The organism is Acrocarpospora catenulata, assembly GCF_018476525.1.
Lineage (GTDB): Bacteria > Actinomycetota > Actinomycetes > Streptosporangiales > Streptosporangiaceae > Acrocarpospora > Acrocarpospora catenulata.
In genome coordinates, this window is sequence record NZ_JAHCST010000035.1 from 1 (window position 1) to 21,563 (window position 21,563).

A 21,563-nucleotide genomic window follows, 5' to 3' on the forward strand; every position below is an offset into this window, starting at 1 on the left:
CCGCGGGCCCGTGGATCCCCGTCAACCCGGCACGACAGCCGGGCCACAACACTGACCCGATCACGCAATCAACGCTCAGCCGGACCATTCAACCGACCACGGGAAGATCACGAAAGATCCAGGCTAAGGAATGATCAGGCTCTTCCCCACAACTGAGAGACGATCCCCAGAATGACCATGCTGGATATAATTGTCCCCGATAATTCCGCTCGCCGAGACAGCGCCCGTTCCTCGATGCAGGGCACGGGCAGTGTCCTGGCGGACGTGTCATGCGGTGTGGCCGGCACCTCCGGTGATTTCCGCGACATCGCCAAGCTCTTGATAGAGCGGATCGACCACGGCGACCTTCCGGAGGGAGCTCGCATTCCGACCGTTCGGGAACTGATGCGGGACCACTCCGTTCGCAAGGGCACGGCAGTACGCGCACAGCGCGAACTTCGCAGCCTCGGCCTCATCCGGGCGGTCATCGGATTGGGGTACGTGGTCGGTGCTCCCAGCGATGAGGTCCAATCCTTGCCCTCAGTAGCCAACCAGAAGAAGAACGCGGTCGACTCCATCATCGGGAGAATCCAGCGGGGAGAGATCGCTCCGCACACCCGCGTGGCCACTCTCAAGAGCCTGCGTACCGAGTTCGGAGCGAGCTACGAAACCGCCCGCTCCATCTTGATGCGGCTTCACTTCAGCGGCTGGGCCTACATGCTGATCAACTGGGGCACCTTCGCAGTGCCACCACATTTCTGGCCTACCAAGAGCATTACAGGAGTCCGCCGGGAGCTGCCGTACTTCATAAATTCCGACTCGATCCCAGACCTGGAAATGCAACTTGCCGTGCACCTGGGATTCCCTGGCTGGGAGCCGCCCGAGGGGTGCGCGAATCCACACCAATAATCTTCCTCCGCAAACGCCCTGAGTTATCCAGTCCTCTCGCGGGCGCGTCTTCTCGGTCGCTTGCGTGGTCGTAGACATGCGGAGGAACCCGCGCGGCGGCATGAGCGCACGACGAGGGTCTTTCCTCTCTTCTCCCCTTTGTCGTCCCGTGCCGCCGCGCCCTATCACGCTGAGGCGAGCGTCAAGCCAGACCAGGCCTGATCGAGCAACAAAGAGGCAAGCGTCGACCGGCATATCCCGCGCACCCGATCCGCTACCTTGACGAGGTGTCGACCCGCGAACGCCATCTGACGACCGAGGAGCAGGCGGTCATTCTGGCGCTCCTCGGGCAGAACTTCTCAGGCGCGAACGAGCTTCGGGCTCAGGTCCCTTCGGCAGTCATCACCGGGCGCTGTGGACGCGGATGCGCGACGGTGGATCTTCGCCCAGGAACAGGACCTCGCGCGCTCGACTCCCCTATCCAGGACGACGTACTGGTTTCTGCCAGTGTGCAAGGCAACGAGGCCGGCGTTCTTCTCTTCATCGAAGACGGGCATCTTTCGTGTCTGGGGATCTACACCACTAAAGATGAGTGAATCGCTCCGGGTAACCGCCCCTTGTCGATCAGGTCCTGCCTGCGCCAGACGTAGATCGTCTGCTCGCTGATCTCCAGACGGGCAACATCCCGGACAGGCCGTCCGGCCTCGACCAGATCCAGCACCTTACGGCGAAACTCCGATGGGTAGCCCTTGCGTGGCATACCGACCTCTTCTCGAGGGGTCAATGGCACACAAGTCAAGCAAAGCGACTCCACGGAAGCCGGGGAACATCAGGTGGTCACTCACGATCTACCCGCCTGTATGGCGGCCGAGCCGGCACGTCTTCCGTGTGAACCGTGAAGCCACGGGTCTGAGTCGGCATTACCTCGTCGACATCGAACAACCCGACATAGCCGTCTTTCTCTTCGCGGCTCTGCTTACGTTGCTGCCTGGCTCTCTCCTGCAAGGCACCCTGTCGCTTCATGGCCTTGGAATATACCGATTTCATGATCTTGTCACCGACTGCGTGATCCGTCGCAAAGATCATGTCGAAGATCTCACTACCTCCGGTGTTCTTGATCTTGAAAACACGGGTGCTCTTGTAGCCGAGATCTCGTTCCAGGCGCCACCGCATCAGATTGGTGAGTTCATCGCGAAACTGAGCACCAGATAGCCTCTGCTCACGTGTCGCGATTAGCGCATCGTGCCACTGCGTGGTGCCGAACATCAAGGTCATTTGATCAGCGACGTCGTCGTCAACCATCGCTTGACGCAACCGCAAGCCTCGAGGCAATAGCCCGCTTGCACACAGGAGCCATAGTTCCACCTTGGGCTTGTTGGCCCTCTTATGGCCCGCCAGGCGCTCAAGCGTGGTCCATTTTACTTCCGTAGATTGCTGATCCAGGAAGGCGAAGGTCGGCGCCCAGTTGAGAGGGCGGAGGTCGTGTAGTACCTGGTCAATCGCCTGATTACAGTCACCTGGCACCACCTGGAAGTTGCGGTCGGGATACTCACCGCGTAAGGTGCGGTCCAAAGCAGCGGCGTTGTTGGACAGCTCGAAGAATTTGAGCACTGTGAACGGGGGGCTCGTGTCAAGAGCCCGACGTGCTGAGCCTCTGATTATGTGGCCAGAGCGCTCGCGGCTGACATTCTCTGGCTGACCTGCAAACAGGTCCAGGTAAACGGTTGTCCCAGCTCGAGTGGAGGCCGTCGTGAAAGCGGCCAGATAGTCCGACAGGATGTCGAGCTTCTGCTCAGTCCACCATCCCCAGTCTCGCGGCATCGCGTCTCCTTGCGGTTCCTTGCCTAGGAGACATGAAATACTTAGGAACGGTCCACTGTCTATAGATCGCGAAGAGCCTTCGCTGGCATTTATGCACGGGCCACTTTGGGCAGCGCTGGCATCTGATCCCAGTGTCGTCCTTCAAGGTGACGTCCACCTTGCTTCGGCGTCCGTCCTCCCCACTGCTTGAAGAAGAAGGGCACGTCGTTTCGTACGCACTCATCCCTAATCTCGAGCACCCAGCTTGGATCCAGGGGGCGATGGCCAGTCCCTGACTCGCCGCCTGCGATGACCCATCCAATCCCATCTAGGTCGAGACCAGTCAGGGAACCGAGAAGAGGCTCACAGGACAGGAACCGTACGTAGGCCGGGACTGTGCAGAGGTCTTTGACTCGGTAGAGGACCTTGTCGTTCTCTACCGAGACGCCCATCCACAGGTTCGGAGGCCAATCCAGTTTGTCCGCCAGCTTGCGGAGCCGCGTTGAGCGCTTGGTTAGTACCTGGTAGGTGTGCTGCGGGGTGTCGGCGATCACTGAGAAGACGTCACGGATGAACTCTAGGGGCACCTTCGCATGAAACAGATCGCTCATTGAGTTGACAAACACAACCCGCGGTGTCCGCCATGTGTACGGCTGACGCAGTGCAGCCTGGTGGACCGTGAGGCCGAATCCCTCACCCGAGGTTCTCGGGTCCCCATCATTTTGGTACTTAGCGGCACCCATCGCCTTGAGCCGCTTGGCAAGAGTAAGCGCGTAGCAGTTGTCACAACCTGCCGATATCCGATCACAGCCTGTGGTGGGATTCCATGTGACCTCGGTCCATTCGATAGCTGTCCGTGTCGCCATGCTCTCGACCTCCTTGGGCAGGTTAGCCCGCGCACCTGGAGTTGATCAATAGAAGAGGTGATAAATTTATAGCGGTATTAAACTATCACTGAGGCTGGTTGGGCAGTGGCTGTAGGACGGAAGAGACGGGAAGCGAGTCAGTATGCAGACCACGCAGTTCGCCTATCGCGCCATCTGAGAGCACTTCGCGTCGATGCCGGATACACACAGGAGCAGTTGGCAACGCGAGCTCAGGTGACCTTGGCCACGCTACGCAAGATCGAGACTGGACGGACCGTAGAGCCTGGCTACTTCACTGTGCTAGCCCTTCTCCGCGCTTTGAATGTTCGACCTGCAGACTTCGACACTGCCGTATGGGAGGCGAAGCACGAGGCCGGCGAGCGAGCGCGGGACCGCCCTTGACTTGCAACGTGTGCGGTCCGCACCGCTACCCTTGTACTGATCTTCCCGTCCGCTATCGACCCGCCACAGAGGGGCGTCAGGCCGGTGACGGAAGGTCAAGCTCGGCTTTCGCGTGTACATGCTCCCCGGTGACCTTCCTCGCCTGCTGGTTGCCCTACCTAAACAGCCGGGCTTGTTCTGGAGGAACACCGGGGTCTGCTGGGCTTGCCCAGGTTGATGGCGGACGGGAACATCAGGGCTTCCCACCTCAGCTACTACCTAAGAACCCAAGCCCGGGATCTTGAAAGCTTCCCAGAGCAGGAGCCCTCGCGGTTTGGGGCAGCGCCCCAAGGGTCTTCCCCTATCTCCGCTCACCAACTCCCGTGCTTCCCATGTTTCTTCGAAAGAGCCAACTGTGTGCGGGCTCTCGAACCGAGCCCACTTGTGTCTAGGGCATACTCGATAGCTAGACCTAAGCGCGTCATGAAGCGGTGTAGAGCGGCATGACGCTTCCTGACTAGTCATGCAGCTCAGTAACGTTCTAGGCTAATCACTATGAGCCAGGTGCCCCCTTACGACCCGGACGAACCGGGTGTCGTGAACTACGTCTATATGCGGTTAGCCGACCACATAACCGCACGAATCCAAGCTGGCGAACTGCTTACCGGGAACCGGCTACCGGGAGAACGTGACCTTGCCGAAGAATACGGTGTCGCTCTCGGCACAGTGCGCCGGGCCGTGGAAGAACTGAGGCAACGCGGTCTGGTCATCACGCTGCCGGCCAAGGGCACCTACATAACAGATAGAAAAAGACTCCAACTAGCCAACAACCAGAAAGAGCCTGTCAACCTTGAGTCTAAACGGGAACGCAACTAAAAGCTCGCTCGACATAAACTTTGAACGGTTCGATAACCAGATAAGGCTCGCCAACAAGGAACTAGAGACGGCACTAGAAAGGACAAGGAAGCTGCGAAGCCAAATATCTCAACATCCCCAAGTGTTGACCTGTACTGTAACTGGATCGATAGCAAGATCTACAGCGATCCGCATCTATTCAGATATCGACCTGGCGGTCAGGTTCAACGAGAGAGCGGCGACAAACGGCGGCCCAGCGGAAATAATTGCCGAGACTGAGCATATTGGCAAATCGGTAACCAAAAACATCCAAACATCAGATGGCTCGGTCAGGCTGATATTCCCGGACTGGCCATCCGTAGACCTTATTCCAATAGTTCAAGACAATACCTCTAAAACGAAACTTTTGATGCCCAACAGGGCACTCGCCGCGTGGCTTCCATACACAGCAGGGCAACGCGATATCGAGATCAACCTAAAAAGCAACATATTGGGCCCAAAATTCACCACACTTATACGCATTATGAAGTGGTGGGATCGGGTCAACGACCACAACATCGGCGCCTATTACATCGAACAGATGGCACTTGATGCGTGCAAATATGAGATGCCATCATACCCGGACGGGATCGTAAGCATCCTAGGCCAGGCAGCACAGAAGGCCACGAAGTCAAGCGGCTCAGCCGAGGAGCTTCAGGCTGCACACGACCTAGCGAAGAAGGCATCATTCGCAACACGCCCCGAACCACTCTGGAAAGCACTCTTTGGTGAAAAATTCCCCATCTCCCGCCCTTGAATTTATCGCACTCGCCGATGATCAGCTACACAGGGCGTCAAAAGGATTCCGCATTAGCCGGCAAGTCCAAATAATAACCCTCGCCTCCGCCATTGTTTCAATATTCACTCCGACAACAATCGCCTACATATTGGCGCTAATATCCCTCGGCACGCAAAGCGCGTCTTGGGTGATTAGGCACCAGGCTAAGAACCGTCAAACAATTGGCGACGAAGGCCGGATGCGCGGCCTGCTTTCTGATGCTCTTGGTTCGGCGAGTGAGAGCATCGACCTTACCAACCTTCTCCACCGAATGAACGATCGCCCTCAATCCGACAAAAAGCCCGAAGTAGACCCCACATACTTTGCAAGCAAATCCCCGCATGGCCCCATTCGTCTACGCGAACACTTGCAAGAGAATGCATTCTGGGGGAAATGCCTGTATGGCGCAAGCGCCAAGCAGGCGATCCGAAATCTGGCCATCTACTTCGTCGCTATCATTATCGCGACCTTCCTTGCCATACCTTTCGCATCAAACGACGATCAACTGATAACAGCCAGGATTCTCGTCGCACTCACAGTATTCGGTGCGACAATAACTCAAATTAACGAAATTATTGCGTGGAGGTCGGCAGAGTCGAAGATCGAGCTTGTAGACCGACGTCTTAATGCCCTTGAAATCTACTCGGAGGTCCAGCTAAGGGGAGACGCTGCCGAAGCACTATATGCCGTTTTCGGAGATTACTCCGTCGCCACAGCTTTGACCCCTCCTGTTCCCAGGAAGCTCTATCTCCGAGAACGCGACAGCCTAAATGCGCTATGGAAGAGGCGCAGCCCTCACCTGCAAACAAGCCAGCAAGAAGAACCCGCCTGATCACCTCTTACGCCGTCGTCCAACCCTGGAGGGGCAGCATGCCGGCACCGGAGGGGCGAGCCTGGCTTCGCGGGTACATGTCCCCGGGTGACCTTCCTCGCCCGCTGGTAGCCCTACGTGCACAGCCGGGCTTGAGCCGGAGTCGCCGGCCTGCGGGCTTGCCTGGGACGACGGTGTCCGAGGTGATCCCCCGCCACCATCCATCCATGAACCCGTCGCCTCGTGCACCCACGATCACCTCGGGTTCGGGCTCCCCGCCGGAGGCAAGGAAGCCCGCTCTTCCTGCTTGGTCGACGAAGTCGTCGCGTCCCGGGATCTGCTTCCTCCTGCTACGAGGTCAACCCGCCGTCTCTGAGTCAGGCGCGGGGAGGTGGCGTGGCCGGGACCGGCCCGGAGAGGCCGCACGCCCGGCCGCGCCAGGCCGTACCGCGCGCCGACGCCCACGGGGCGGCGGCTTGATTGTGTAGGGATAAGTTTCTTTCGATCATGTACCTGGGTTGGCTGTCTCCCAGGTTCGTTCAAAGCTGGTCATGTACATGGGGAAGCTGCCCTGGTCTCCGTTGGCGCGGAGGTGAACGACGGGGGCGTCGGAGGCTGGTGTCCCGTAGACGTGTGTGTTGATGAGTAGTTCGTCGTCTGCGCGGTAGAGCGAGTTGTAGAGCACGGTGCGGTGGAAGCGGAACTCGGTTCCCGGGAGTCCTCTAAGGGGCTGGAAGAGGGTGATCGCGTTGCGGATCTTGGCAGAGATCGTGTCGCTGCCGATACGCTCGTCGGTTCCTCGGGTGGCCACCTCTTCGCTTTCCGGGTCGCCGAGGAGGATGCGGACTCTTACGCCGTTGCGGGCCCGGTCGGCGATGGTGTGGAGGAGTCCAGTGTCTTCGGCGAGAAAGAGGCTGCTGTAGGCGAGGATGCCGATTTCCTCGGTGGCGTTCTCGAAGAGGGCTTGCCAGGTGGCGTGCGGGACGGCCCAACGGTGGGAGTAGACGGCAAGGATCTCGTTGGAGAGGTGTTGACGGCGTGGCACCGTTTCCGGCCAGAGTTCGCCTTCGTCGAGTTGGAGGAGGTCGGCGATGGCCCAGCGGTGTCGTGGGTAGGGGATGCGCCCTTTGAGCCATCGGTCGACGGTTTTGGGGTCCACGGCGAGCGCGGATGCTACGTCGATGGGCCGTAGGCGGGCTTTGATCAGGGCGTATCGCAGGTTCTCGCTCACGGGCACCTCTCGTGGGCGTGGGCTCTGCCAGCGACGCTAACATAAGAAGTCCCTAGACGTCCCTCGTGTGGGGTGGATAGGTCCTTCTTCCTGTCAGAGGCTCAACCAGCATGAACCCCGCCCGCTCGCCCTACCGATCAGCCCAACCGGCGCTCGGCTGGACCAAGCTGGAGGTAGATCCCCTGAAGCGTCGGCACGCCAATCGTGACGTCAGGTCACGCGTTCCGGGCAGGGTCGGATGAACAGCGATCCTGAGCGGCTGAGCGGTTGGCGCATCTACCCGAGGATCGTCGAGGAGATCCGGGCGAGGATCGTGGCGGCCGAGTATCAGCCAGGATCGCTGCTCCCATCGGAGGGAGTTCTCTGTAAGGAATTCAGTGTCGCTCGTAACACCCTCCGTCGGGCGCTTGTCGAACTCAAGAACGAAGGGCTACTCGACACCATCCCGTCCAAAGGGTGGCGCGTCGTAGGACGAAGCGATCCTCAGCATGATCGGTACAAGTACGAGGGCATCGCCCGGGTTTTCCGCGAGCGAATCCAGACCGGTCTCCTGCCGCCAGGTGCCCTGGTGCCCAGCGAAGCAATGTTGCGGCAGGAGCTCGGTATTTCCCGGTACACCGTGCGCTCGGCTCTGGCGGTTCTCGAACGTGAGGGACTTCTGGAGACGAGACAAGGCAAGGGCCGGTATGTCACCCGGCGCGCACCTGCGGAAATAGGACGTCCCGGGACGTCCAGTAACCGGGACTAGATGTCCCCCGGGGTCACCTACCTATCGTGAACAGCATGAGACAAGTCGAATGGGCTCGTGAGCTGGCACGCAAGGTCTTGGAGCAGCATCTGCCGCGCCGTTGGGAGCACTCGCAGGGCGTCGGGCGTCGCGCTGAATCGCTGGCGCCGATTCTCCGTAAGGACGCTGAGATCCTGGCCGCTTCCGCGTGGCTGCACGACATCGGGTATGCCCCTGACCTGATCGACGCCGGATTCCATCCGATCGACGGTGCTCGTTACCTCCGCGATGTCCACGGCGCCGACGAACTCCTGTGCCGCTTGGTCGCTCACCACACCTGCGCTGAGATCGAGGCCGGCCAGCGTGGCCTCCTCGACATCCTCACCGGTGAATTCCCCAAAGAGCGCGGCGACCTGGTGGAAGCGCTGACGTTCTGCGATATGACCACCAGCCCCGATGGGCTGCCGTTGACGGTGATCGATCGGCTGGCCGAGATCCGCTCGCGCTACGGACCTGACGACGAAGTCACCTGGTGCATCAATCGGGCTGAGCCGCACATTCTGTCGGCCGTGCGATCCGTTGAATCACGGTTGGCGCTATCCGATGTGCGGCTTGACTGCCTGGTCTAGGTAGTGGCCGATCCGCAGGCGCATCGAGCGATCCATCTTCAGGCCGGTCACCTGGTCGCGCGGCACCCATTGAACCTCGGTTGATTCGCTGCTCGGGGTGGGCTCGCCGCTGACGGCCTGGGCGGTGAGGACGATGGAGAACTCTTGCCGGGCCTCGCCGTTACTGGTGTAGAGGATTACGTGCCGGGGATCGGTGTAGGTTCCGACCAGGCCCGTGATCTCGCAGACGATGCCGGTCTCTTCGAGGGTCTCGCGAACGCCTGCGGCGGGGAGTGACTCGCCGAGATCGATCGCACCCCCGGGCACGGCCCAGTTCCCGTTATCGCTGCGGCGGATCATCAGAACGTCCCCGGCCAGGTTCGTCACCACGACGTTGACCGAGGGGACGAGGCTGTTGGGTGCGGGAGCGTCGGGGTCGTCGTAGAAGTCGATCCGTTTGCTCATGGTCAGGACTCTACCGGGGTGGCCTCGGACCATACGCGCTCGAAGCTCTCCAGGTAGGTGGTCACCATGTCACCGCCGGCGACCCGTCGTAGATGCAGAACCGGGGCGTTGGCCGCGGGGGCGCCGTAGATGTGCGTGTTGACGAGAAGCTGGTCGTCGGCGCGATAGATCGAGTTGTAGAGGATCGTGCTGTGCAGTCGGATCTGTACGCCGTCGATCCGAAGGATGGGCCGGTAGAGGACCAGAGCGTTGCGGACTTTGGCCGCCATCACTTCGTCGATGCCCTCGTCCGCGCCTCGTTGGGCGACTTCCGCGCTGTCGGGGTTGCCGAGAAGAATCCGTACCTGGACGCCGGTGCGGGCCTTCTCGCCGAGAACCCGGACCAGCCCGGAATCCTCGGCGAGGAACATGCCGCTGTAGACCAGGATGCCGATTTGCTCGGCGGCGTCGGAGAACAGACGTCCCCAGGTGTCACGAGGGACCGTCCAGCGATGTGGGTAGATGTTGACGATCTCGCTCTCTGACGCTGAGGCCACCTGTTCACGTGTCAGCGCTTCCGGCCAGAGATAGGACTCGTCCATCCCGAGATGTGAGGAGACCGCGTACCTGTGTTTTCGGTACGGGGCGCGGCCTTTGGTGATCCACCGTTCGACGGTCTTGGGGTCCACCTCGATGGCTGCGGCCAGTTCGGCGACGCTCACCCCGCGCTCCAGAAGAGCCGCGCGTAGTCGCTCGTTCGCCATCTCACCTGCCCGCCTGGGACGTTCGGGGACTCGTTCATCCTAAGCCGGACGTCTTGCACACGTCCGGTCGTGTAGTGATCTCGTCCTGACACTTCCTCGCACCCTCGGTAAGGAGCCCCAACCCGCCGAGGAAAGGAGGAGTGATCTTGACCAACACGATTACCGCCCCAGGTGAGGAACCCCCGCCGGTCTGCATCTGCGGGGCGGCCCTGGCCGAAGGTCAGAAGCTCTGCCGCAAGTGCGCGGCCCGGGAGCGCTGGGCCAAGCGTCAGGCGGCCCGGCTGCGTCTCAAGCGGCGTCGCAACCTCAGCCGACGTCCTCCGCGTGACCCGCACCGCACGCCCATCGTGGGGACCGCGTCATGAGCTGGCTTCCGCTGATCATCGCGGTGATTTTGGCCGCTGCCGTACTGATCGGCTTCGTCGTGGTCCTGGTCGGAATGCACCGGGAAGACCACAGCCGGCACCTGCCACCGCACGCGCCGACCGTCTCCTCAGCACTGGCCCGGCGGGTGATCGGTTGCTACGTCCGCGACAACCGCCTTAATCGCTCGCCTTCGGATCGGCGGCGGGCAACGCGGCCTCGATCTGCTCCAGGCGGCGGGTCAGGTTCTGCACGGCACTACGCAGGGCGGTGACCTCGGCCCGTAGGTCCGCATCCTGCGCTGGCTGCCCGTCCTCGCAGACGAACACCCCTTTGCCCTGCTGGCCGACGACAAGACCCTCGTTGCGCAAGATCCCCACGGCCATCTTCACCACCGACAGCGAGGCGTCGAACTGCTCGGCCAGTTGGGCGGTGGAGGGCAACGGTTCGCCGGGCGCGAGAAGTCCGCCGCGAATCCGCTCCCGCAGTTCGTCGGCGATCTGAAGGTATCCGGGCCTGCCCGTCTTCTTGACCATCGCGCTCATCTCACCACGCGCAACCCAACCAAGCCAACCACGAGCACATTGACAACCAAGCCAACTAGGTCAACTATGTTGACCGTGAGCTAAGGAGGTTTACGACATGCGAACCATCCCGATCCCCGTCGACACGAACAGGCTCACCTTCACCTGCGTGAAGCAGCCGCGCCCCCGCCTGATCAACAAGGACACCGGAGAGATCAAGACCGACAAGACCGGACAGGTCGTCTACGAGGTCATCTGCTCGGTGGAAGACACCTCGGGCCGGATCGAACTGGTCAAGGTCGCCGTCTCCGGTGAGCCGCCCATCACCTCCGGAGACGAGGTGATCCCGGTCGACCTGGCGGGCTACGTCTGGGAGATCTCCGGCCGCTGGGGGATCTCCTACCGGGCCACCGCCTTCACACCCGCCCGAGGGGTCGACGGTGCCTGAGTCCGCTCACTTCCCGCTGATGGTCCTCGCCGCTGTGCTCATCGCGGCGGCGGGGCTGCCGACCTGGCGCCGACTCCACTACCGGTCCTATTGGCCGGCGGTCGGCTATCCGCTGGCCGCGCTGTCGGTGTGGGCCTCCTGGCGGCGGGTCGCCCTGGGCTGCGGGCTGACCAAGAAGCGGCAACGCTACTGGTTCACCCTCGTACCTGGAAGCGTCGCCTCCACCGGCCTGGTCAAGGTCAAGCGGCGTTTCCAGCGGGTCGCGGTCGACACTCGCCCGTTCATGTGGCTGCCGATGCCCACCCGGCACGGGTGGCGCGTCACGGTGCACACCCTTGAAGGCCAGACTCCCGCTGACTACTCCGAAGCTGCGGAACGACTCGCGCACTCCTGGGGAGTCCACGCCGTACGGGCCTCGTCACCTCGCCCGGGTCGGGTAGTCCTCGCCGCGACCGTGCGTGACCCACTCGTACAGATTGATCAGCTTCCGCCGTCAACCGAGTTGCTCGGCGTGACGGTGGGCCGCTTGGAATCCGGTACGCCGTGGGTGATCGACTTCAAGATCGTTCCACAGCTGGACGGTGAAGCCGCGGCGGCAACAACGATCGCCCGTAAGCGATCGGTCTTCTACAACGTTCTTCAGTACGCGGTAGATCTAGAGGAACTGCCATCCAATCCGATCGACAAGGTCAAGGCGTGGAAGCCGCCTAAAGTCCGTGAAGTGGTGGACAGGCGCGTAGTCGTCAATCCGAGCCAGGCGCGCGAACTTCTCAACGCGGTTACCTACGTTGGTCGCCTCGATCGTGGCAGGCATCTCCGGGCTTTCTTCACGTGCCTCTACTTCGCGGCGCTCCGCCCAGCAGAAGCGCTCGGCCTCCGTGAAGCCGATTGCTACCTACCCGCGACAGGCTGGGGCCTTCTCGTCCTCGCCAAGTCCAAGCCGCAAGCCAACAAGCGATGGACGAACAGTGGGGATGCACACGACGACCGAGGGCTGAAACACCGAGCCAGCGAAGAGGGTCGTCCCGTGCCGATACCCCCGGAACTGGTGACAATCCTCCGTGCCCATATCGAAGAGTTCGGCGTGAACCCGGACGGCCGACTCTTCCGTACCTCACGCGGGGGCGTTATCTCGATCGGCACCTACTGCAACGTATGGAGGAAGGCGCGCCACACTGCCTTCAGGCCCGAGCAAGTCGCCTCCCCTTTGGCTGGGCGTCCATACGACCTGCGTCACGCGGCCGTCTCGCTGTGGCTCAACGCAGGTGTGGCCGCGCCTGAGGTCGCCGACCGGGCAGGGCACGGTGTTGATGTCCTCTTGAAGGTCTACGCCAAGTGCATCGATGGTGGCGCCGAAATCGCCAATCAGCGCATCAGCGATGCGCTGGGGCCATGAGACGGAGGAGTCATCCGAGGGTCTCGACCATCTCGGGTCCCTCCTATCCGGAACAACGACAAACGAGGACTGCGCACAGCTCACTGCTGCACATCGAGCAAACGCTCAACCAGGCTGATGAGAGGCGTATGCGCTGGTCAAATGGCGTTTAGAAGATCGGGTGGTGATCCAGGCGTTCAGCGTGGGCCCAACTGCGGCAGAAGCCCCGCGATCTAACCTTCTCAAGCGTGTGTCGACGACTGATCGTACATACAAGCTCGCCAAACCGCGTGCAATCTTCGGCGTCGATGCTTGACCGGCCTGCTGTGGCGGTCAAGGTATTCTCACTACGTGACCAAACGTTCGCATCGTCTCCTCCAAGAAATCGAGGCAGGCGCCCTGGATCATCGCACGGCCATCGCTGATCTTCTGCGGAAGGTGATCGCCCTTGGCGGACGAGCAGGCTCGGCTGAGCTTAGCGACTGGGCCGCCCGAGAACTGCGGGGTTACAAACCTGACGAAGAACTGCCCGAGTATCGAAAAATCGTTGCACCGCTGCATGTCGACATGATGAATATGCGGTGGGCGATCAAGGGGCGGCAAGTTAGCCCCTCGCAGTTGCCGGATTTCGCCCAAGATAGCATCAACAATGATCTGAACCTCTACATGGGAATCGCGGAGATCGAGAAGCTCGCTCGTCAGTCCACCAGCTCAGACGAGGTCGTAAAGCTGCAACCAAGGGGTGCCGCCGATCTGGTGCATTACATGAACCTCAAGGAGATGGCTAACGGACACATCGAACGGCTTTACTGGGCTGTCGCGCCAGTGGCATTTGAGGGCGTAGTCGAGCAAGTCCGCACGACGCTCGTCGTTATGGTGGCTGAAATCAACGCGAACCTCCCGGATGGCGCAGAGACACCGCCAGCGGAGGTGGCAACCAACGCCATCAACTTCGCCGTGACCGGGAAACGCAACAAAATCAATTTTGTTGCTCCCCAGAGTGGCAGCACCGTGGAGACGACCCTGTCAGCAGACGAAGAGGGAGAGCCTAGGTACTCGCTACGTCTCGCCGCAGCTGTCATCGTGGGACTGATCACCATCGCCGGAGCGGTCTTTGCCTTGATGCAAGTGCAGGGGTGGACGTTTGGATGACCCTTACGCCCGGATATGCGCCACCAGCTACAAGCCAATGCGTCTTTCAATCACGGTCACCTCAGGGCCGGAATCCCTCACCAAAAGGCTCTGACCTGCATCCGAGCGCAAGCTGTGCACCACTACTCACATAAGATAATCCCGGGCCACCGGAGAGCGTCACGAGCGAACCCAACAGACCACAGCGGCCAACGCCCATGCGAAGCACCCGTAGAGCAGCGAAGCGGTGGGGGCCGGCGGTGTGGCGGACGCAGCGTAAGCGTATACTGATCTCTTCGTGGCCGTGCCAGAGGCGGATACACACCCCTCTTCAGCGTTCTCGCTAAGGCTTTCAACTCCACATGGCAATTGGGTCGCGATCCCTCTCAGCGAGGGTCGAAATTCAGAATGAACCAATCTGTCAATAACTGAGAGTAATTGAGCAGATCCAGCGCTTTCCGGGATCCAACACCTTCGCTCTCGCCGTGCGCTATCAGATTCCTTTTATTGATAAGGAGAGAGATCTCTCTTTTTAACTCCGAATCATTGTTTTCAAATAACTCACGCAGATCCCGCTGCAATTCAGGCCCGAACCTACCAACCATTTCGATCAGGCGCTCAGGCTCGGGATTGTTAATGCGCGCGGTCCAAGACCTTGAGAAGAGGCGTACTCTCCCAAAGGACTTATGCTCGATATATACCTGAAAGCATTCTTGTACCGTCTTCTCGAGATGCCCGCAAGTGCGAACAACTAGGAATCTAGCTAAAGCTTGCGTTACCTGGTCCGGCTCTTCGGGTGCCGGATACTCCACGAGCTTGGCCAGCGAATTCAGCTTCCTATCGAGATTCTGAAGTGTAAGCGATGGCCATGCAATCACGCCGCCCATTCTAAGCTCTCGCGAATCGTCTCGTTGCTGTCTCTAGACGGGCCTTAACGCTCTCCTCGTCGGCGGTCGAGCGGCTAATTGCTGCAGGAAGCGTTGGGTCACTCTGGATCTCTCGGATCGCGATTGCAACGCCATCGGCAGTAATTTCTCGGTCGAAGTCAAGACGACGCATAAGCCCAACGAACAACGCCTCAGTTAGCGCTGCGTTTACTTGGCTACTCTGGAATCGCACCGCCTTGCGCCCTACGGCCTCTGCGATTAGCTGACTCGTGCGCTTGAACAAGTCCTCAAGCACCGCTGTATTTAGGTGCTGCAGAGTCCGGTGTTGCGCTGCGAAGTTGTTCAGAAATACTTTTAGTGGCCTTTTATAGGTTGGAGCGCTGGCATAGAGGGCGAGGATTCTTAGGATAAGCTCCTGATCGCGCAGGCGAGGGGATGGCTTTCCATAGATTGCTCGCCAGTCCTGGCCCTGGTTCAACTTCTCTAGGAAGTCGATGAATGGACCCGCATAGAGAGCCACCCGTATCTCATGTGGGGTGAGTTGAGTGCCTCCCGAATTCAGGCGCTCGAAAATCTGATATACAACTTCGAGGGATTCGCGTGAACCGTCTGTATCGACGATAGTTGCTTGAAAGAACGTGTTGTCCAAGAGGCGCCGCTGGTCCTCTGGAAGGGTCTCGTATGTTAGGCCTTTGAGCGGTTCCCCCACATTGCTCAGGGCAAATTGCTTGCCTTCAAATGTTCCATCATAGAATCGCTGGAGCGTACGCAATCGCTGCTGCCCATCGAGTACTAGATACCGTCGATCCGCTTGACGAACCAAAAAAATCCCTGGGATGGGGTAACCCAGAAGCAGCGACTCGATAAACCTGTCCATTTGAGGGCGCGTCCAAACAAATGCACGCTGGAACCCTGCCGACGAGATTCGTTTGTCATCGTGGCCGAACGTTGGAACAAGAATATCGTTCTTATTGAGACGACGCACTAGGCCTTCTACGTCGAAGTCTTGACCAGAATAGGTTACCTGCTTTGGCGTCGGCTCTGCCTCAAGCAAGTCCAGTTTTTCTTGTTCGATTAGCTCTATCGGCTCTTCGACATCGGCGTTCTCTGGAGGGGACTCCTGCTGATCGTTCACGCTGGAAGCGTACAGGCAGTCCTGTCCAGATGTCTGTGATTTACCTGCCGTGTGATTGCAGAGAGTTGACCACTCCTGTTGTCCGAGAAGCAGCGATGGCGCGACCGGGTCACGTCCCACTGAGTGGTGTAGTTCAGGCGTCGCGTGCGGCTCTGCCGGTTTGACTATGCCGTGAGTAGGTCGGGCTGTGCCACCAGTTGGGTGGCGGTGTCGGTCAGCAGTGCCATCGATCCTTCCGACAGGTAGCGGTCGGCCATCTGCCATTCATCGTAGGCTTTCGACCAGGGCGGCGCCGGCCGAGCCGTAGCAGGGCCCCGGGACATCCCGGGGCCCTCTTCCATTTCCGCCGCTGAGCAGGGGAAACACGCCCATCATCCATCCCGGACATATCCCGGGAGCAACGACGAACAGGGGCTACAACTGGCTCATAGCTGCACATCAAGCGGGCGATCAACGATGGCTGCCAAGAAGCGTATGCGCTGGTAGATGCTGTTTCAGGAGGTAGGGCGGAGAGCGTGGGATTCGAACCCACGAGACCGGTTGCCCGGCCTAGCGGTTTTCAAGACCGCCGCCATCGTCCACTAGGCGAGCTCTCCTGGTGTGTCAGATGCACTGTAGTGCGTCAGGGGTGGGGGCGCGACCAGGAAACGATCTCTCCCGCTTCGAGCGGGAAGCGGGAGAGAAGGTGGGTCAGAGTTGGTCGGGGATTTCGGAGTAGCGGCGTTCGGTTAGGGACTGGGGGCCGGCGAAGCCGTCGCCGACGGAGGCGGCCAGTTTGAGGAAGGCTTCCTGGGTGGAGTCGAGCATGCGGTCCAAGTCGATTTCGGCGCCTTCCTCCAGGTGCGGGTCGTACGGCACGCGGATGACGGCCCGGCAGCGGGCCGCGAAGTGGGCTTCCAGGCGGTTGAGGTCGACCGTGGACTTGGAACGGGGGCGTACGCTGCACAGCACGACAGAGGCCGCTTTGACGAGGTCTGCGTAGTTGTGGGCCTCCAGCCAGTCGAGGGTGGCGGAGGCGGCGCGGGCGCCGTCCACGGAGGGGGAGCTGACCAGGACGAGCTGGTCGGCCAGGCCGAGCACGCCGGACATGGCGGAGTGCAGGAGGCCGGTTCCGCAGTCGGTGATGCAGATCGAGTAGAAGTTCTCCAGGACCTGGGAGACCGCCTGGTAGTCGGCGGCGGAGAACGCCTCCGAGACCGAGGGGTCGCGGTCGGAGCCGAGGATTTCCAGGCGTGACTGGGTCTGCGAGGTGAAGGATCGAATGTCGGCGTACCGCCGGATCTGGGCCCGCTCGTTGAGCAGGTCGCGGATGGTGGCGGAGGTTTCGAGTTCGACCTTGTCGGAGAGCGTTCCACGGTCGGGGTTGGCGTCGACGGCGATGACGCGGTCGCCGCGGACCTGGGCGAGCGTGGCGCCGAGGCCGACGGTGGTGGTCGTCTTGCCGACGCCGCCCTTCAGGCTGAGCACGGCGACCCGGTGGTGGCCGGCGGCGACGGGCGTACGGGCCCGGGCGATCAGGTCGCGGCGGCGGCGGACCTCGGAGGATTCGCCTGGCTTGATCAGACCGGCGGAGGCCTTGTAGATCAGACGGCGCCAGCCGTTCTCGGGCGCGTTGCGGCGGCCCTTGAGCAGGCTGAGCGGGTCCAGGCTGTCGGCGGATGGTTTGCCACTCGACCGGCTTGAGGTGGTACGCGTTGGGGAGTTGAACGCGGAGACGGGAGGGGCGGTCTGACGACGCCGCGGCTGGTACGGCTCCCGCTCCTGCTCTCCCAGATCGCGATCCCGGCCACGGTCGCGATCGTGGTCACGATCCCGATCCCGGTCGCGCTCGAAGGCGAGGTCGTCGCGGAGTGAGCCGCCGAACCGTTCGCCTCGCGCCTCATCAGCGCCGGAAGTCCCGAGAGCGCCGGGGATGACCCCGAAGGGCCCGCTCGATTCGTCCCGAGAGTCCCGTACGTCGTGCAGGTCCCGTACCTCGCGAGACTCCTGCGCCTGGGCGCGGAGATCACGAGGCTCGGGGAATCCGGCCGAGTCGAGGGTCCGGGGTTCGCGCGTGTCCCGCGACCGGAAGGCGTTGTCGCCGAGTCCGAAGGGGGTGTCCCGTGCCGCGAAGGGATCGTCCTGGGTTTCGCCCCCGGTGCCGAACTCCTCGCGCTTGCGTAAGTCGGCGCCGAAGCCGAGGGTGTTGTCCTGCTGTCCGAAGTCCCCGCGTGACCCGAACTCTCCGGTGTCCCGCCCCGCGAAGTCGCGCTTGCCGAAGTCACGGGACCCGAACCGTTCGGTGCTGTGCTCGCCCGGGAATCCCGGGATCGGTCCAGTGAAGCGTTCGGATTCACCAGAGTCGGGTTCCGTGACGGGTCGCGCGGGTTCCAGCCAGCCCCGAACCGGCTCCTCCGCGCTCTCCTCGTACGACTCGTACGGCTCAAAGGCGGGCGACGCCTGGGCCGCACGCTTCTCCTCGGCGAAGGCGCCGACGTTGTAGGAGTCGGTGTCGACCGGGGACTCCCCGAACGCCCCGCGCCCCGCGCCGAAGGGCGGCGTCCCGCCGGGCGGGTTGGTCGGCGCGTCGTCGTCCGCGGGAGCGGCGGGCGCGTCGGCCTCGACCGAGGTCCGGAAGAGCGGCGCCGGCTCGGCGGGTACGGACAGCCACGGGTCCTTGGGGTACGGCGAAGGAGCCTCCTCGGCGGGAGGAGGCGGCGGCGTGCCCAGCGTGGACGTACCGCTCGCCAAAGACGAAGCGGTAACCGCGCTCACCGCGATGTCGACCTCGTCTGGCATCTCCTTGATCGCGTCAAGCCAGGCCAGCTGGTCTTCGAGAGAATGGGGATCCTCACGATCGTGTCTTGCCACCGTGTTCCCCCTCGGGATGGGCTAAAGGGGCAGCAACCACATTGAAGGTTAGCGCCCCGTAACACAACGAACGTGACCAACGGTCGAGTTCGCCGCTCCGTTACTTTAGGTGACATGCGCGCCATCCTCATTTCGGCCCCCGGCGGTCCCGAAGTTCTTACCTGGCAGGAAGTCCCCGACCCGGTTCCTGGACCGGACGAAGTGGTCATTGACGTGGCCGCTTCCGCCGTGAACAGGGCAGATCTCCTCCAGCGGCAGGGCTTCTATCCCCCGCCACCGGGCGCCTCGGAGATTCCGGGCCTGGAATGCTCCGGCACGGTCTCCGAAGTCGGCGCGAATGTCGACACGGTGAGGGTCGGCGACCAGGTGACCGCGCTGCTGGCCGGTGGCGGATACGCCGAGCGCGTGGCGGTGCCCTGGCAGCAGGTGATGCCCGCGCCCACCGCGCTGGTGGACTCGGCTGCCCTGCCCGAGGTCGCCTGTACGGTCTGGGCCAACGTTTTCATGGCCGCCCGGTTGCGCAAGGGCGAGACCCTGCTCGTGCACGGCGGCGCCAGCGGCATCGGCACCATGGCCATCCAGCTGGCGAAGGCGTACGGCGCGAGGGTGATCGTCACCGCCGGATCGGACGAGAAGGTACGGCGCTGCCTGGAGCTGGGAGCGGATGAAGGAATCAACTACCGAGAAGAGGACTTCTCTACCCGAACCGCGGACGTGATTCTCGACATCATTGGTGCGAAATACCTCAAGCAGAACGTGAACTCGCTGGCGGTCGGCGGCCGCCTGGTGGTGATCGGGTTGCAGGGCGGCGCCGTCGGCGAGCTCGATCTCGGCAAGCTGCTCGCCAAGCGCGCCTCGGTGCACGCCGCCGGGCTCCGCGCGCGGCCGGTGGACGAGAAGGGCGTCATCTGCCGGGGTGTGGCGGACAATGTCTGGCCGTTGGTGAGCGCGGGCGCCATCCGGCCCGTCGTGCACGCCAGGATCCCGATGGCGGACGCGGCCGAGGCGCACCGGCTGCTCGAATCTGGGGAACACGTCGGGAAGATCCTGCTAGTAAGTTGAGAGCTATGAACGCTGAGGAGAGCACCCCGCACGTGGTGGTCGTCGGCCCCGAGGGGCTTTCGGTCGGTGCCGACCAGGGGGAACCCGAGGAGCGGTCCATCGCTGACCTGGTTGAGCAGCCGGCCAAGGTGATGCGTATCGGCAGCATGATCCGCCAGCTGCTGGAGGAGGTCCGCGCGGCGCCGCTCGACGTGCCCAGCCGCAAGCGGCTCAAGGAGATCCATGCCAGCTCCATCAAGGAGCTGGAAGACGGTCTTGCCCCCGAACTCGTGGACGAACTGGAACGGCTGTCCCTGCCGTTCACCGACGAGGGCGACCCGCCCAGCGAGGGCGAACTGCGCGTTGCCCACGCCCAGTTGGTCGGCTGGCTGGAGGGCCTGTTCCACGGCATCCAGACCACGCTGTTCGCCCAGCAGATGGCGGCTCGCGCCCAGTTGGAGCAGATGCGTCGTGCCCTGCCCGGCGGCCTCTCCCAAGCCGCAGAGGACCAGGTCCACCAGCGCTCGCCCGGCCCCTACCTGTGACGACCGGATGAGGCCGGTTTCCCCCCGGCCTCATCTCTTGTTCAACACCCCCCGGCTCACCCGTAGAGCTGTTCCAGGACCAGCGCCACCCCGTCGTCGTTGTTGGTCGCCGTGACATGGTCCACTGCGGCCAGCACGTCGCTGTGCGCGTTGGCCACCGCGTACGAGGTGCCCGCCCAGCTGAGCATGGGCAGGTCGTTCGGCATGTCCCCGAAGGCCACCACGTCCTCGGGCGGGATGGCGTGCCGGGCGGCCAGCCCCGCCAGCGCGGTCGCCTTGGTCACCCCTCGCGCGCTGATCTCGATCATCGCCCGCCCGCTGGAGTGGGTCGGTGTGACCAGATCCCCCACCAGGTCCGCCACCTGGCGGAAGAGGCTGTCCGCGTCGTTTCCCGGGCGCAGCGCGAGCAGTTTCGCGCAGGGCAGAGCGGTGAGCGTGTCCGGCGCCACCCTGGTGCCGTGTACGGCCTCGTGGTCCCAGTCGCCGACGCGGAAGGCGTGTTCGTAGGCGAAGCCCACTTCGTACTCCACCGCGAAGCTGAGCTCCGGCACGCCCTCGCGCAGGCGCCGTACCACCTCGTCGAGCACGGGCCGCTCGATCAGGTGGGACTCCACGATGGTCTCGTTGTGCAGGTCGTAGACGAGCGCGCCGTTGGCGCAGATGGCCAGCCCGTGGTGGCGGACCTTGTCGGCCACGGCGTGCATCCAGCGGGGCGGGCGGCCGGTCACGAAGACGAGCATGGCGCCGGCCCGCTCGACCCCGGCGAAGGCGGCGGCGGTACGCGGCGAGACGGTGCCGTCGGAGCGGAGCGCGGTGCCGTCGAGGTCGGTGGCGATCAGCCGGGGCGGGCGGGACGGTCGATGGTGAAGCTGCGGGTTGGCCATAACACGTTCCAGTTTGCCGGGTGATGCTCACGCGCCGGACAAGGGCATGTCGGGAGAAGAATTCTCCCCCGGACATGGAACACCCCGGGTCCGCCATAGTGTTAGATGGCATGGCGTTGTATTAGCTGTTCCCGCAAGCGAAACCAGTTCGACTGATATGAGCCACCCGGGGAGCTGTGCGACACACCGGGGTGCGCGAGGTGTGTACC

The 21,563-nt window shown here is 62.2% G+C and carries 25 protein-coding genes and 1 tRNA gene; 14 read left to right on the plus strand and 12 right to left on the minus strand.

The window, feature by feature from the left end; all coding sequences use genetic code 11:
* Nucleotides 1-171: 171 nt before the first annotated feature.
* Together KIP79_RS28725 and KIP79_RS28730 are read left to right on the plus strand one after the other, a co-directional pair.
* Nucleotides 172-888 (plus strand): GntR family transcriptional regulator, encoded by a 717-nt coding sequence (locus KIP79_RS28725; RefSeq protein WP_214108065.1) that lies wholly within the window; start codon nucleotides 172-174, stop codon nucleotides 886-888.
* A gap of 266 nt (nucleotides 889-1,154) precedes the next feature.
* A complete protein-coding gene (locus KIP79_RS28730; protein WP_214108066.1) occupies nucleotides 1,155-1,463 on the plus strand; it encodes a hypothetical protein in 309 nt (102 codons plus the stop codon).
* Here KIP79_RS28730 and KIP79_RS28735 read toward each other — a convergent pair.
* The 3 genes from KIP79_RS28735 to KIP79_RS28745 all read right to left on the minus strand — a co-directional run bounded on the left by KIP79_RS28735 (nucleotide 1,442) and on the right by KIP79_RS28745 (nucleotide 3,533).
* Nucleotides 1,442-1,627, minus strand: a complete 186-nt coding sequence (locus tag KIP79_RS28735) for a transposase (protein ID WP_214108067.1) — start codon at nucleotides 1,625-1,627, stop codon at nucleotides 1,442-1,444. The two genes, KIP79_RS28730 and KIP79_RS28735, sit on opposite strands and share 22 nt — an antisense overlap.
* Nucleotides 1,628-1,704: 77 nt before the next feature.
* Entirely contained in the window at nucleotides 1,705-2,688 is a 984-nt protein-coding gene (tcmP, locus tag KIP79_RS28740; RefSeq protein ID WP_214108068.1) for a three-Cys-motif partner protein TcmP, read from the minus strand.
* 89 nt (nucleotides 2,689-2,777) lie between these two features.
* The gene (locus tag KIP79_RS28745) at nucleotides 2,778-3,533 is read right to left on the minus strand and encodes a DUF5131 family protein (RefSeq protein WP_214108069.1); all 756 of its coding nucleotides are present in this window, start codon (nucleotides 3,531-3,533) and stop codon (nucleotides 2,778-2,780) included.
* Nucleotides 3,534-3,638: 105 nt separating this feature from the next.
* Between KIP79_RS28745 and KIP79_RS50200 the strand changes: the two genes are divergently transcribed.
* From KIP79_RS50200 to KIP79_RS28765, 4 genes are all read left to right on the plus strand, one after another.
* A complete protein-coding gene (locus KIP79_RS50200; RefSeq protein WP_214108070.1) occupies nucleotides 3,639-3,935 on the plus strand; it encodes a helix-turn-helix domain-containing protein in 297 nt (98 codons plus the stop codon).
* 534 nt (nucleotides 3,936-4,469) lie between these two features.
* On the plus strand, nucleotides 4,470-4,790 hold the full coding sequence (locus KIP79_RS28755; protein ID WP_214108071.1) for a GntR family transcriptional regulator: 321 nt from the start codon (nucleotides 4,470-4,472) through the stop codon (nucleotides 4,788-4,790).
* Nucleotides 4,765-5,565: an SMODS domain-containing nucleotidyltransferase gene (locus KIP79_RS28760; protein WP_214108072.1), complete on the plus strand. Its 801-nt coding sequence runs from the start codon at nucleotides 4,765-4,767 to the stop codon at nucleotides 5,563-5,565. The genes KIP79_RS28755 and KIP79_RS28760 overlap by 26 nt, the downstream gene beginning before the upstream one ends.
* A 220-nt stretch (nucleotides 5,566-5,785) precedes the next feature.
* Complete coding sequence (locus KIP79_RS28765) at nucleotides 5,786-6,418, plus strand: hypothetical protein (RefSeq protein ID WP_214108073.1); 633 nt, start codon at nucleotides 5,786-5,788, stop codon at nucleotides 6,416-6,418.
* 484 nt (nucleotides 6,419-6,902) lie between these two features.
* Here KIP79_RS28765 and KIP79_RS28770 read toward each other — a convergent pair whose 3' ends face one another.
* Nucleotides 6,903-7,628 carry a phospholipase D-like domain-containing protein gene (locus KIP79_RS28770; protein WP_214108074.1) on the minus strand — a complete coding sequence of 242 codons (726 nt, stop codon included), beginning with the start codon at nucleotides 7,626-7,628 and terminating at the stop codon, nucleotides 6,903-6,905.
* 238 nt (nucleotides 7,629-7,866) lie between these two features.
* Between KIP79_RS28770 and KIP79_RS28775 the strand changes: the two genes are divergently transcribed.
* Together KIP79_RS28775 and KIP79_RS28780 are read left to right on the plus strand one after the other, a co-directional pair.
* Nucleotides 7,867-8,376, plus strand: a complete 510-nt coding sequence (locus KIP79_RS28775) for a GntR family transcriptional regulator (RefSeq protein ID WP_214108075.1) — start codon at nucleotides 7,867-7,869, stop codon at nucleotides 8,374-8,376.
* Nucleotides 8,377-8,411: 35 nt separating this feature from the next.
* The gene (locus KIP79_RS28780; protein ID WP_214108076.1) at nucleotides 8,412-8,984 is read left to right on the plus strand and encodes an HD domain-containing protein; all 573 of its coding nucleotides are present in this window, start codon (nucleotides 8,412-8,414) and stop codon (nucleotides 8,982-8,984) included.
* Here KIP79_RS28780 and KIP79_RS28785 read toward each other — a convergent pair.
* Nucleotides 8,952-9,428: an NUDIX hydrolase gene (locus KIP79_RS28785; RefSeq protein WP_214108077.1), complete on the minus strand. Its 477-nt coding sequence runs from the start codon at nucleotides 9,426-9,428 to the stop codon at nucleotides 8,952-8,954. The genes KIP79_RS28780 and KIP79_RS28785 overlap by 33 nt on opposite strands.
* 2 nt (nucleotides 9,429-9,430) lie before the next feature.
* Nucleotides 9,431-10,171, minus strand: a complete 741-nt coding sequence (locus tag KIP79_RS28790) for a DUF5919 domain-containing protein (protein WP_214108078.1) — start codon at nucleotides 10,169-10,171, stop codon at nucleotides 9,431-9,433.
* A 146-nt stretch (nucleotides 10,172-10,317) separates the two neighbouring features.
* On the opposite strand from KIP79_RS28790, the gene KIP79_RS28795 reads away from it, so the two are divergent.
* A complete protein-coding gene (locus KIP79_RS28795) occupies nucleotides 10,318-10,536 on the plus strand; it encodes a hypothetical protein (protein ID WP_250214003.1) in 219 nt (72 codons plus the stop codon).
* A 177-nt stretch (nucleotides 10,537-10,713) separates the two neighbouring features.
* Here the strand turns inward: KIP79_RS28795 and KIP79_RS28800 are convergent, their stop codons facing one another.
* Nucleotides 10,714-11,079: a winged helix-turn-helix domain-containing protein gene (locus tag KIP79_RS28800; RefSeq protein ID WP_250214004.1), complete on the minus strand. Its 366-nt coding sequence runs from the start codon at nucleotides 11,077-11,079 to the stop codon at nucleotides 10,714-10,716.
* Nucleotides 11,080-11,176: 97 nt separating this feature from the next.
* On the opposite strand from KIP79_RS28800, the gene KIP79_RS28805 reads away from it, so the two are divergent.
* From KIP79_RS28805 to KIP79_RS28820, 3 genes are all read left to right on the plus strand, one after another.
* Nucleotides 11,177-11,506: an SCO3933 family regulatory protein gene (locus KIP79_RS28805; RefSeq protein ID WP_214108079.1), complete on the plus strand. Its 330-nt coding sequence runs from the start codon at nucleotides 11,177-11,179 to the stop codon at nucleotides 11,504-11,506.
* Nucleotides 11,499-12,902: a tyrosine-type recombinase/integrase gene (locus KIP79_RS47475; RefSeq protein ID WP_308169938.1), complete on the plus strand. Its 1,404-nt coding sequence runs from the start codon at nucleotides 11,499-11,501 to the stop codon at nucleotides 12,900-12,902. Before KIP79_RS28805 ends, KIP79_RS47475 begins: the two co-directional genes overlap by 8 nt.
* A 330-nt stretch (nucleotides 12,903-13,232) precedes the next feature.
* Entirely contained in the window at nucleotides 13,233-14,033 is an 801-nt protein-coding gene (locus KIP79_RS28820) for an AbiTii domain-containing protein (protein WP_214108080.1), read from the plus strand.
* Between the two features lie 365 nt (nucleotides 14,034-14,398).
* Here KIP79_RS28820 and KIP79_RS28825 read toward each other — a convergent pair whose 3' ends face one another.
* The 4 genes from KIP79_RS28825 to KIP79_RS28840 form a co-directional block, all read right to left on the minus strand.
* The gene (locus KIP79_RS28825) at nucleotides 14,399-14,899 is read right to left on the minus strand and encodes a HEPN domain-containing protein (protein ID WP_214108081.1); all 501 of its coding nucleotides are present in this window, start codon (nucleotides 14,897-14,899) and stop codon (nucleotides 14,399-14,401) included.
* 1 nt (nucleotide 14,900) lies between these two features.
* A complete protein-coding gene (locus KIP79_RS48630; protein ID WP_214108082.1) occupies nucleotides 14,901-16,034 on the minus strand; it encodes a DUF262 domain-containing protein in 1,134 nt (377 codons plus the stop codon).
* Between the two features lie 507 nt (nucleotides 16,035-16,541).
* Nucleotides 16,542-16,630: transfer RNA gene (locus KIP79_RS28835), tRNA-Ser, on the minus strand.
* 94 nt (nucleotides 16,631-16,724) lie between these two features.
* A complete protein-coding gene (locus KIP79_RS28840) occupies nucleotides 16,725-18,884 on the minus strand; it encodes a MinD/ParA family ATP-binding protein (RefSeq protein ID WP_308169940.1) in 2,160 nt (719 codons plus the stop codon).
* A 114-nt stretch (nucleotides 18,885-18,998) separates the two neighbouring features.
* Here KIP79_RS28840 and KIP79_RS28845 point away from each other — a divergent pair, with 114 nt between their 5' ends.
* Both KIP79_RS28845 and KIP79_RS28850 read left to right on the plus strand, forming a co-directional pair.
* Nucleotides 18,999-19,946 carry an NAD(P)H-quinone oxidoreductase gene (locus KIP79_RS28845; RefSeq protein WP_214108083.1) on the plus strand — a complete coding sequence of 316 codons (948 nt, stop codon included), beginning with the start codon at nucleotides 18,999-19,001 and terminating at the stop codon, nucleotides 19,944-19,946.
* A 5-nt stretch (nucleotides 19,947-19,951) separates the two neighbouring features.
* Entirely contained in the window at nucleotides 19,952-20,470 is a 519-nt protein-coding gene (locus KIP79_RS28850; RefSeq protein ID WP_214108084.1) for a bacterial proteasome activator family protein, read from the plus strand.
* Between the two features lie 56 nt (nucleotides 20,471-20,526).
* Here the strand turns inward: KIP79_RS28850 and KIP79_RS28855 are convergent, their stop codons facing one another.
* A complete protein-coding gene (locus KIP79_RS28855) occupies nucleotides 20,527-21,354 on the minus strand; it encodes an HAD family hydrolase (protein ID WP_214108085.1) in 828 nt (275 codons plus the stop codon).
* Nucleotides 21,355-21,563 lie beyond the last annotated feature (209 nt).

Excerpts from the sequence above, each read along its gene's own strand:
- KIP79_RS28725 (WP_214108065.1), top strand. The coding sequence starts at position 172 with ATGACCATGCTGGATATAATTGTCCCCGATAATTCCGCTCGCCGAGAC.
- KIP79_RS28735 (WP_214108067.1), bottom strand. The coding sequence starts at position 1,627 with ATGCCACGCAAGGGCTACCCATCGGAGTTTCGCCGTAAGGTGCTGGAT.
- tcmP (WP_214108068.1), bottom strand. The coding sequence starts at position 2,688 with ATGCCGCGAGACTGGGGATGGTGGACTGAGCAGAAGCTCGACATCCTG.
- KIP79_RS28745 (WP_214108069.1), bottom strand. The coding sequence starts at position 3,533 with ATGGCGACACGGACAGCTATCGAATGGACCGAGGTCACATGGAATCCC.
- KIP79_RS28755 (WP_214108071.1), top strand. The coding sequence starts at position 4,470 with ATGAGCCAGGTGCCCCCTTACGACCCGGACGAACCGGGTGTCGTGAAC.
- KIP79_RS28765 (WP_214108073.1), top strand. The coding sequence starts at position 5,786 with ATGCGCGGCCTGCTTTCTGATGCTCTTGGTTCGGCGAGTGAGAGCATC.
- KIP79_RS28775 (WP_214108075.1), top strand. The coding sequence starts at position 7,867 with ATGAACAGCGATCCTGAGCGGCTGAGCGGTTGGCGCATCTACCCGAGG.
- KIP79_RS28780 (WP_214108076.1), top strand. The coding sequence starts at position 8,412 with ATGAGACAAGTCGAATGGGCTCGTGAGCTGGCACGCAAGGTCTTGGAG.
- KIP79_RS28785 (WP_214108077.1), bottom strand. The coding sequence starts at position 9,428 with ATGAGCAAACGGATCGACTTCTACGACGACCCCGACGCTCCCGCACCC.
- KIP79_RS28790 (WP_214108078.1), bottom strand. The coding sequence starts at position 10,171 with ATGGCGAACGAGCGACTACGCGCGGCTCTTCTGGAGCGCGGGGTGAGC.
- KIP79_RS28800 (WP_250214004.1), bottom strand. The coding sequence starts at position 11,079 with ATGAGCGCGATGGTCAAGAAGACGGGCAGGCCCGGATACCTTCAGATC.
- KIP79_RS28805 (WP_214108079.1), top strand. The coding sequence starts at position 11,177 with ATGCGAACCATCCCGATCCCCGTCGACACGAACAGGCTCACCTTCACC.
- KIP79_RS28825 (WP_214108081.1), bottom strand. The coding sequence starts at position 14,899 with ATGGGCGGCGTGATTGCATGGCCATCGCTTACACTTCAGAATCTCGAT.
- KIP79_RS28845 (WP_214108083.1), top strand. The coding sequence starts at position 18,999 with ATGCGCGCCATCCTCATTTCGGCCCCCGGCGGTCCCGAAGTTCTTACC.
- KIP79_RS28850 (WP_214108084.1), top strand. The coding sequence starts at position 19,952 with ATGAACGCTGAGGAGAGCACCCCGCACGTGGTGGTCGTCGGCCCCGAG.
- KIP79_RS28855 (WP_214108085.1), bottom strand. The coding sequence starts at position 21,354 with ATGGCCAACCCGCAGCTTCACCATCGACCGTCCCGCCCGCCCCGGCTG.